Annotated in this window: 7 protein-coding genes and 4 pseudogenes; all 11 read left to right on the forward strand. The window is 40.8% G+C overall.

Annotated features, from left to right (window positions below; all coding sequences use genetic code 11):
- A partial coding sequence (locus BST93_RS14135; protein WP_181072513.1) for a hypothetical protein occupies positions 1-187 on the forward strand: 187 nt, incomplete at its 5' end.
- A 162-nt stretch (positions 188-349) separates the two neighbouring features.
- Positions 350-472: a thrombospondin type 3 repeat-containing protein gene (locus tag BST93_RS14795; protein WP_219843728.1), complete on the forward strand. Its 123-nt coding sequence runs from the start codon at positions 350-352 to the stop codon at positions 470-472.
- Complete coding sequence (locus BST93_RS00450) at positions 426-1,304, forward strand: hypothetical protein (RefSeq protein ID WP_105017685.1); 879 nt, start codon at positions 426-428, stop codon at positions 1,302-1,304. Before BST93_RS14795 ends, BST93_RS00450 begins: the two co-directional genes overlap by 47 nt.
- 17 nt (positions 1,305-1,321) lie before the next feature.
- Positions 1,322-1,375: pseudogene (locus tag BST93_RS14800) on the forward strand (hypothetical protein); the annotation flags it as partial.
- A gap of 189 nt (positions 1,376-1,564) precedes the next feature.
- Positions 1,565-2,143: a hypothetical protein gene (locus tag BST93_RS00455; protein ID WP_105017686.1), complete on the forward strand. Its 579-nt coding sequence runs from the start codon at positions 1,565-1,567 to the stop codon at positions 2,141-2,143.
- A gap of 29 nt (positions 2,144-2,172) precedes the next feature.
- Positions 2,173-2,226: pseudogene (locus BST93_RS14805) on the forward strand (hypothetical protein); the annotation flags it as partial.
- Positions 2,227-2,274: 48 nt separating this feature from the next.
- Complete coding sequence (locus BST93_RS00460; protein ID WP_373420723.1) at positions 2,275-5,295, forward strand: hypothetical protein; 3,021 nt, start codon at positions 2,275-2,277, stop codon at positions 5,293-5,295.
- 71 nt (positions 5,296-5,366) lie between these two features.
- A pseudogene (locus tag BST93_RS14410) lies at positions 5,367-5,614 on the forward strand (T9SS type B sorting domain-containing protein).
- A gap of 52 nt (positions 5,615-5,666) precedes the next feature.
- Positions 5,667-6,622: pseudogene (locus tag BST93_RS00470) on the forward strand (PorP/SprF family type IX secretion system membrane protein).
- Positions 6,619-7,002 carry a tetratricopeptide repeat protein gene (locus tag BST93_RS00475; RefSeq protein ID WP_105017688.1) on the forward strand — a complete coding sequence of 128 codons (384 nt, stop codon included), beginning with the start codon at positions 6,619-6,621 and terminating at the stop codon, positions 7,000-7,002. The pseudogene BST93_RS00470 and the gene BST93_RS00475 overlap by 4 nt, the downstream one beginning before the upstream one ends.
- A 151-nt stretch (positions 7,003-7,153) precedes the next feature.
- Positions 7,154-7,285, forward strand: a complete 132-nt coding sequence (locus BST93_RS14415) for a hypothetical protein (protein WP_258150449.1) — start codon at positions 7,154-7,156, stop codon at positions 7,283-7,285.
- Positions 7,286-7,808: the final 523 nt, after the last annotated feature.

Consider the following 7,808-nt stretch of genomic DNA (forward strand, 5'->3'; position numbering starts at 1 on the left):
GATGCTGATGGAGATTAATGTCCAGATGGAGATCCAAATACAGCAGACGAACGATCCAAACGATCCATGTAGTTATGATCCATCAAGTGTTACGTTAGCAGTAACGAGTATGGTAGATTGTGATGGAGATGGAGTAACCGATGCTGATGAGATAGCAGAACGGAACCGATCCAAACGATGCATGTAGTTACAATGTTTGCAGATGTAACAGTAGCAGCTAACGAGCACAGTAGATTGTGATGGCGATGGAGTAGATACGATGCTGATGAGATAGCAGACGGAACCGATCCGAACGATGCGTGTAGTTATGATCCAGCAAGTGTAACAGTAGCAGTAACAAGTAACGTAGATTTGTGATGGAGACGGAGTAACGGATGCTGATGAGATAGCCGCAGGAACGGATCCAAACGATGCATGTAGTTATAATGTTGCAGATATTACAGTATCAGTTAACCAGCACAGTAGACTGTGATGGAGATGGAGTAACGGATGCTGATGAGATTAATGGTCCAGATGGAGATCCAAATACAGCAGATGGAACCGATCCAAACGATGCATGTAGTTATGATCCATCAAGTGTTACGTTAGCAGTAACGAGTATGATAGATTGTGATGGAGACGGAGTAACGGATGCTGATGAGATAGCCGCAGGAACCGATCCCAACGATGCATGTAGTTACAATGTTGCAGATGTAACAGTAGCAGTAACGAGCACAGTAGATTGTGATGGCGATGGAGTAACCGATGCTGATGAGATAGCAGACGGAACCGATCCGAACGATGCGTGTAGTTATGATCCAGCAAGTGTAACAGTAGCGGTAACAAGTAACGTAGATTGTGATGGAGACGGAGTAACGGATGCTGATGAGATAGCAAACGGAACCGATCCAAACGATGCATGTAGTTATAATGTTGCAGATATTACAGTATCAGTAACCAGCACAGTAGACTGTGATGGAGATGGAGTAACGGATGCTGATGAGATTAATGGTCCAGATGGTGATCCAAATACAGCAGATGGAACCGATCCAAACGATGCATGTAGTTATGATCCATCAAGTGTTACGTTAGCAGTAACGAGTATGGTAGATTGTGATGGAGACGGAGTAACGGATGCTGATGAGATAGCAAACGGAACCGATCCAAACGATGCATGTAGTTACAATGTTGCAGATGTAACAGTAGCAGTAACAAGCACAGTAGATTGTGATGGCGATGGAGTAACCGATGCTGATGAGATAGCAGACGGAACCGATCCGAACGATGCGTGTAGTTATGATCCAGCAAGTGTAACAGTAGCGTAACAAGTAACGTAGATTGTGATGGAGACGGAGTAACGGATGCTGATGAGATAGCAAACGGAACGGATCCAAACGATGCATGTAGTTATAATGTTGCAGATATTACAGTATCAGTAACCAGCACAGTAGACTGTGATGGAGATGGAGTAACGGATGCTGATGAGATTAATGGTCCAGATGGTGATCCAAATACAGCAGATGGAACCGATCCAAACGATGCATGTAGTTATGATCCATCAAGTGTTACGTTAGCAGTAACGAGTATGGTAGATTGTGATGGAGACGGAGTAACCGATGCTGATGAGATAGCCGCAGGAACCGATCCAAACGATGCGTGTAGTTACAATGTTGTAGATATTACGTTAGCAGTAACGAGCACAGTAGATTGTGATGGCGATGGAGTGATAGATGCTGATGAGATAGCAGACGGAACCGATCCGAACGATGCGTGTAGTTATGATCCAGCAAGTGTTACGTTAGCAGTAACGAGTATGGTAGATTGTGATGGAGACGGAGTAACGGATGCTGATGAGATAGCAAACGGAACGGATCCAAACGATGCATGTAGTTATAATGTTGCAGATATTACAGTATCAGTAACCAGCACAGTAGACTGTGATGGAGATGGAGTAACGGATGCTGATGAGATTAATGGTCCAGATGGAGATCCAAATACAGCAGATGGAACCGATCCAAACGATCCATGTAGTTATGATCCATCAAGTGTTACGTTAGCAGTAACGAGTATGGTAGATTGTGATGGAGATGGAGTAACCGATGCTGATGAGATAGCAAACGGAACCGATCCAAACGATGCATGTAGTACAATGTTGCAGATGTAACAGTATCAGTAACGAGCACAGTAGATTGTGATGGAGATGGAGTGACCGATGCTGATGAGATAGCAGATGGAACCGATCCAAACGATCCATGTAGTTATGATCCATCAAGTGTTACGTTAGCAGTAACGAGTATGGTAGATTGTGATGAAGATGGAGTAACCGATGCTGATGAGATAGCAAACGGAACCGATCCAAACGATGCATGTAGTTACAATGTTGCAGATGTAACAGTAGCAGTAACGAGCACAGTAGATTGTGATGGCGATGGAGTGATAGATGCTGATGAGATAGCAGACGGAACCGATCCAAACGATGCTTGTAGTTATAACGTAAGTAGCGTAACTGTACCAGTAACCAGCACAGTAGATTGTGATGGAGATGGAGTAATCGATGCTGATGAGATCAATGGTCCAGATGGAGATCCAGGTACACCAGATGGTACTAACCCTAACGATCCATGTGATTACAACGTGTCACAGATAACAGTATCAGTAACGAGCACAGTAGATTGTGATGGAGATGGAGTGACCGATGCTGATGAGATAGCAGATGGAACCGATCCAAACGATGCGTGTAGTTATGATCCAGCAAGTGTAACAGTATCAGTAACAAGTGGTGTAGATTGTGACGGAGATGGAGTAACGGATGCTGATGAGATAGCAGCAGGAACCGATCCAAACGATGCATGTAGCTACAATGTTGCAGATATTACGGTATCAGTTACTAGCACAGTAGACTGTGATGGAGATGGCGTGATAGATGCCGATGAGATTGCAGACGGAACCGATCCAAACGATGCTTGTAGTTATAACGTAAGTAGCGTAACTGTACCAGTAACCAGCACAGTAGATTGTGATGGAGATGGAGTAATCGATGCTGATGAGATCAATGGTCCAGATGGAGATCCAGGTACACCAGATGGTACTAACCCTAACGATCCATGTGATTACAACGTGTCACAAATAACAATAGCAGTAACAAGCACAGTAGATTGTGATGGCGATGGAGTAACCGATGCTGATGAGATAGCAGACGGAACCGATCCAAACGATGCGTGTAGTTATGATCCAGCAAGTGTGACTTTAGCAGTAACAAGTGGTGTAGATTGTGACGGAGATGGAGTAACTGACGCTGATGAGATAGCCGCAGGAACCGATCCGAACGATGCGTGTAGTTACAATGTTGTAGATATTACTGTAGCAGTAACGAGCACAGTAGACTGTGATGGAGATGGTGTGATAGATGCTGATGAGATTGCAGACGGAACCGATCCAAACGATGCTTGTAGTTATAACGAAAGTAGCGTAACTGTACCAGTAACCAGCACAGTAGACTGTGATGGAGATGGAGTAATCGATGCTGATGAGATCAATGGTCCAGATGGAGATCCAGGTACACCAGATGGTACTAACCCTAACGATCCATGTGATTACAACTTGTCACAAATAACAGTAGCAGTAACAAGCACAGTAGATTGTGATGGCGATGGAGTAACCGATGCTGATGAGATAGCAGACGGAACCGATCCAAACGATGCGTGTAGTTATGATCCAGCAAGTGTGACTTTAGCAGTAACAAGTGGTGTAGATTGTGACGGAGATGGAGTAACTGACGCTGATGAGATAGCCGCAGGAACCGATCCAAACGATGCATGTAGTTATAATGTTGCAGATATTACAGTATCAGTAACCAGCACAGTAGACTGTGATGGAGATGGAGTGACAGATGCTGATGAGATTGCAGACGGAACCGATCCAAACGATGCTTGTGATTATGATCAAGGTAGTATTACAGTTCCAGTGACCAGCACAGTTGATTGTGATGGAGATGGAGTAACGGATGCTGATGAGATCAATGGTCCAGATGGAGATCCAAGTACACCAGATGGAACTAACCCTAACGATCCGTGTGATTACAACGTGTCACAAATAACAGTAGCAGTAACCAGCACAGTAGATTGTGATGGAGATGGAGTAACCGATGCTGATGAGATAGCAGACGGAACTGATCCAAACGATCCGTGTGATTTAAATGTTGGAAGTATTACGGTAGCTCAATCAGGAGACTATTTGTCAGCAGACTGTGATGGTGATGGAGTGACTAATGGAGACGAATTAACATCAGGAACAGATCCTAATGACCCATGTGATTACGATGCATCACAACAGGATGTGTCTGTTACTTCTCCAGGGTGGCAAGGTGCTGATTGTGATGGTGACGGTGTTTCAAACGGTACCGAATTAAATGATGGAACCGACCCACAAGATCCTTGTAATTATGATGTGAACAGCCAAGATTTAACAATAGTAACATCAGTTTGGAATGCGCTAGACTGTGATGGTGATGGTGTTACTAACGGTGATGAAATAATCGATGGGACTGATCCAATTGATCCTTGTGATCTAATAGTAGGAAGTATTACTTTAACTCAAGGAGGCGATTTTCTAGATGCAGATTGTGACGGTGATGGAGTTACTAATGGTGATGAGATCGCAGACGGTACTGATCTAAATGATCCTTGTGATTATCTTACCACTAGTCAGACAATAGCTCCAAGTGATGAATGGGCTATGTTAGATTGTGATGGTGATGGAGTAACTAACGGACAGGAATTAATAGACGGGACTGATACTCAAGATCCATGTGATTATGACTCAATATCACAAGACGTAAGTCTGGCATCAGGAGCATGGGATGTCTTAGATTGTGATGGAGATGGCGTATCCAATATTGATGAATTATTCCCTCCAAACGGTGGAGATCCTACAGATCCACAAGATCCATGTAGTGTTAATCTAGATGATCAATCAACAACACCTTCTCAAGAATGGTTAGATGCAGATTGTGATATGGATAATGTTCCAAATGGAGTGGAACTTACAAGAGGTGATACAGATGGAGATGGTGTTCCAGATGTTTTTGATACCGATGATGATGGAGATGGTGTAGATACGATTTTTGAAGACTACGATGGTGATAATGATCCTACCGATCAAGACTCTGATGGAGATGGCATACCAGACTACCTAGATACAGACGATGATGGCGATGGAATTGATACTATGGATGAAGGCCAAATCCAGATGGAGATGGTAATCCAAACACAGGAGATACTAGTGATATCGATGGTGATGGAATTCCAGATTATCTAGATTCAGATCCACGTCGAATAAGAGTATGGAATGCAGTTACGCCTAATGAGGATGGTAGAAATGATTATTTCATATTAGAAGGTATTGAGAATTTTGAGAATACAGTTCATATCTATAATAGATGGGTATTGAGGTTTATAATACTGAGAATTACGATAATGAAACTCGTAGGTTTGAAGGTGTTTCAGAAGGACGAGTTACCGTCGAGCAAGGTGAGAAATTACCGACTGGTACATACTTCTATGTAGTAGAATATATAGATGATTTGGAAAAACTCAGAAATTGGCCGGTTATTTATACATCAGATAAAATGAAATAAATCTAGGCTTAGATGGAAGTCTAAGTCTAGATTAATTATTAAGAATACAAGCATGAAAAAATTAATAGTTGTCTTTGTTTTTTTCGCTTTCGCGAAAGCGTTAACAGCTCAACAGGATCCACAGTACAGTCAGTATATGTATAATCCGATAGTTATAAATCCGGCCTATGCTGGTAATCGCGGTGTAGCGAGTATAGTTGGATTACATCGTAGTCAATGGGTTGGATTGGATGGAGCACCACGCACACAAACTTTGTCGTTTCATACTCCTATTGCCAATAGTAGAGTAGGGTTAGGTTTGAGTGTTGTGAATGACGAAATAGGACCAGCTGATGAGACCTATGTAGCGGCAGATTTTAGTTATACGATTCCCGTAGGAGACGAGGCAAGATTAAGCTTTGGACTTAAGGGAGGAATCCACGTGTTAAATGTTGATTTTAATAAGCTAAATATTTTTGATCCAGGAGATCCTAGATTGAGTGAGAATGTAACAATAGATTGTCACCTACTGTAGGATTAGGACTGTATTATCATACGGAGAGGTTTTACGTAGGATTGAGTTCGCCTAATTTATTACAGACGGATCATTTTGATGAAGATAACGACACGAGTTCAGCCACGTTTATAGCAGAGGAGCGTATACACTTATTTGGAACCGTGGGATATGTTTTTGATTTAAATGATAACATTAAGTTCAAGCCAGCTGGACTAGTAAAGATGGTACAAGGAGCACCTTTACAGGTTGACCTAACGGCAAATTTCTTATTCAACGAGAAGTTCACAGTAGGAGCGGCCTATAGGTGGAGTGCTGCTGTTACTGGATTAGTAGGATTTCAAATAAGTGATCAAATGATGATAGGATTTGCCTATGATCGCGAGACTACAGAATTAGGTAATGCGATATACAACGACGGTAGTTATGAATTATTCTTGCGATTTGAATTGTTCAACAGCTACGATAGAATTATCACACCAAGATTCTTTAATAAAATTAAAAAGTTAAAATGAAATATTTAATTGTTATACTAGGATTAGTTTCCACGATATCTCTCGCTCAAGATAGAAATGTAATAGAGCCAGATAAAGTATATGATGAGTATGCTTTTATTGATGCACAACAAATGTATTTAAATATGGTGGAGGACGGTTACGGGACAAGTAATGTCTATAAAAAACTAGGAGATACTTATTACTTCAATAACGACTATTCAAATTCACACAAATGGTATACAAAACTATTTGAGAATAACGATGGCGCAATAGAAAGTGAATACTATTTTAGATATGTTCAAAGTTTAAAAGCGGTAAAGGATTACGATAAGGCTGATGCGTTATTAGTAGAATATCAAAAAATTAAGGAGCTGATTCTTTTACTGAAATTTTTGTAAACGATAAAAATTATCTTGAGATGATTGAACTTCAATCATGGAGATATACCATTAAAAATTTAGAGATAAATAGTGAGTCTCAGAATTTGGAACCGCTTATCTTAATGGGAGTAATGAAGTGGTATATGCAAGTTCAAAGGATTCTGCTTCTATGATTAACAGACGTCATAAATGGAGTGAACGACAGTTTTTAGATTTATATGTTGCTCAAATTGATAGTGCAAGTTTAGAACTTGTTAATCCTAGAAAATTTGGAAATGGCGATCAAAAGTTTGAATACTAAATTTCATGAAAGTAATGCAGTATTCACGAAAGACGGTCAAACGATCTATTACACCAGCAATAATTATTTCAATAAAAAGTATAAGAAAGTAAATGAAATAAATAAGTTGAAAATATTTAGACTAGTAAAACAGAAGACGGATGGGGAATATAGAAGAACTAGCAATCAATAGCGACGAGTGGTCAACAGCTCACCCAGCTTTAAATGAAAAGAATCTAGGTTGTATTTCTCTAGCGATAGACCTGGAAGTGTACTAGGTTTGGATGGAAAGAGTAGTTCAGATATCTGGTATGTTGAAATAGATCGACAGGCACTTTATCAGAGCCTATGAATCTTGCTGCTGTAAATACAATAGGGAAGGAGTTATTCCATTTATTTCAGAAAAAAGGACCTTTATTTTTCATCTACAGGTCACATGGGATTAGGAGGATTAGATGTTTTTGTGACTTCACTTGCAGAAGCTCATGATGGCGAAAAGTTAAAAATCACCAATGTAGGAAAACTATTAATAGTTTTACGATGA

This window comes from Nonlabens tegetincola (genome assembly GCF_002954355.1).
In the GTDB taxonomy this organism is placed as follows: Bacteria; Bacteroidota; Bacteroidia; order Flavobacteriales; family Flavobacteriaceae; genus Nonlabens; species Nonlabens tegetincola.

Bases quoted from the DNA above. Each gene is read 5' to 3' on its own strand.
- BST93_RS00455 (WP_105017686.1), top strand. From the start codon at position 1,565: ATGGTAGATTGTGATGGAGACGGAGTAACCGATGCTGATGAGATAGCC.
- BST93_RS00475 (WP_105017688.1), top strand. From the start codon at position 6,619: ATGAAATATTTAATTGTTATACTAGGATTAGTTTCCACGATATCTCTC.
- BST93_RS00460 (WP_373420723.1), top strand. From the start codon at position 2,275: ATGGTAGATTGTGATGAAGATGGAGTAACCGATGCTGATGAGATAGCA.
- BST93_RS14415 (WP_258150449.1), top strand. From the start codon at position 7,154: ATGATTAACAGACGTCATAAATGGAGTGAACGACAGTTTTTAGATTTA.
- BST93_RS00450 (WP_105017685.1), top strand. From the start codon at position 426: ATGTTGCAGATATTACAGTATCAGTTAACCAGCACAGTAGACTGTGAT.